Origin of the sequence: Rhodococcus sp. EPR-134, assembly GCF_001647205.1 — a bacterium.
Lineage (GTDB): Bacteria > Actinomycetota > Actinomycetes > Mycobacteriales > Mycobacteriaceae > Rhodococcus_F > Rhodococcus_F qingshengii.
The window spans coordinates 1-1,962 of record NZ_LVCT01000394.1 but is presented as its reverse complement, the minus strand read 5'-3'; the positions used below and the strand labels follow the sequence as shown (position 1 = coordinate 1,962).

Annotated in this window: 2 protein-coding genes; both read right to left on the bottom strand. The window is 61.1% G+C overall.

The features are described 5' to 3' along the window. Positions 1-184: 184 nt before the first annotated feature. The gene (locus tag A2J01_RS17945) at positions 185-1,216 is read right to left on the bottom strand and encodes a cupin domain-containing protein (RefSeq protein WP_047270821.1); all 1,032 of its coding nucleotides are present in this window, start codon (positions 1,214-1,216) and stop codon (positions 185-187) included. Positions 1,217-1,275: 59 nt separating this feature from the next. Continuing rightward, positions 1,276-1,962: alpha/beta fold hydrolase (locus A2J01_RS17940; RefSeq protein WP_064113252.1), on the bottom strand; the 687-nt coding region annotated here is incomplete at its 5' end.

Here is a 1,962-nt window from a genome sequence, read left to right as displayed (position 1 = left end):
GACGCTCGACGGAGCCCTCCGCGCCGAACACACCGAGAGCACGCTCGAGAACCTTGTAGGCATGGGCCACGCCGCCCGGGGCCTGCGGACCGTGATAGCGGATGGCGTCCTCGTACGTGAAGTCGAGCGTCGTCCCGTGATCGGTCACGGTGAGCGTGGTGGTCATGATGGGCGTCCTTGCCGATCAGTGCTGGCGGTCGATCGGATTGATCCGCGAGACGATGAGCGGATCGATCGGGGTGAAAGGAAAGTGCGGCAGATCCCGTTCCGGAACACCGAACGAGGCCGAGAGAACGCCGCGTGAGAACGCGGAAGCCGTTGCACGGTAGCCTATGTCGCCCGGCGTCGGCTGGTCGAAGAAGATGAGGAAGTTGATGTCCTCGTCACCTAGAACCTCGATGTGATGGGGATAGGCACGCGGAACGAAATACACCTGACCGGGCTCCAGTAGGTAGGTGTCGAGCGAACCGTCCGGATCGAGGACCGTCATCCGCCCGTGACCACGATGCACGTATCCCATTTCGGCAGTGACGGGATGCCAGTGTGGCTCACGCATTCCACTCTCGCGAATAGTCAACGAGTACATCGAAAGATCCTCCAGCGCCGCCCAATACTGCTTTCGCGCCACTTTCGCCTGTCCGTACGGATATGCGAGAGGCGCGATCTGGCCTTCGAGATCGAAGAGATGCGCGTTGGGAAGGCCGGCGGTATCGGGAACGACGGCGGCGCCGTCCCGCCGAACTATCTGGGACGCATCGGCTCTACCGAAGACGTCGAAGGCCGATGCGGCGAGATCGTACGTGTTGCCGAGCACCGCGTTCGACATTGCGCTGACGCTACTCTGCAACGAAAAGTGCTGCGGGAGTGAAGTACGCAGGGCAGCGATGATCTCCGCCTCCTCCTCTCCGACATTCTCGATGTGATAAATCGCGCCGGATTCGACGTGATACATCTGCCCCGCTCGCACCACGAAGCTGGCGAACTCGTCAGCATTGCCCAGCATCGAGACGAGCACGGTTCCGCTGGTGACGTAGGCGATCTGGTTCGCGTTGACGTTCCATTGTGGTTCACGGATCGCGCCGGGACCGAGAACAATTCGTTTGATCGACAGACCGGACAGGATCGGCAACGAACTCGTGTCGAGTTGCGAGATCGACCCGAGTTCGTTCTCGAAGACACTGGGGCCATTGCATAGTGAGGCAACGTGTGTAGACATGGCAGTTTTATCCTTCCCACTCTGGTCCTTTCGACTCCGGTCCTTCCGCCTCGCTGACGTCAGTCCTCGATGAACGCGAGAATGTCCTGGTCCAGTGTCTTCTGATATGAGCCGTAGATGCCGTGAGGTGCGCCCGGATACACCTTCAGCGTGCCCTTCTTCACCAGCTTGATCGCCTTCTCGGCCGCTGCGCCGATCGGCACGATCTGATCGTCGTCGCCCTGAGCGATGAGGAACGGAACGTCGATGGCTTCGAGATCGGAGGTCTGGTCCGTCTCCGAGAATGCCTTGACGCAGTCGTAGGCCGCGGCGAGATTGACCAACATACCTTGCCGCCAGAAGTCGTCCTTCGCCCCTTGCGAGACGTCGGCACCTTCGCGGTTCGCGCCGTAAAAGCTCTCGCTGAGATCCTTGTAGAACTGCGATCGGTCTCGCAGAACTCCCTCACGGATGCCGTCGAAGACCTCGATCGGTGTGCCTTCGGGGTTGCCGTCCGACTTGACCATGATCGGCGGTACGGCGCCGGCGGTGATCACCTTGGCCACGCGCCCTTTGCCGTGCTGCGCCGCGTACCGGACCACTTCCCCGCCGCCGGTCGAATGGCCAACCAGGACCAGGTCTTTCAGGTCGAGTGTGTCGATCAGCTCAGCCAGGTCCTTGGCATATGTATCCATGTCGTTGCCGGTGTACGTCTTCGACGAGCGACCGTGTCCTCGACGATCGTGCGCGATGGTCCGGTATCCGGC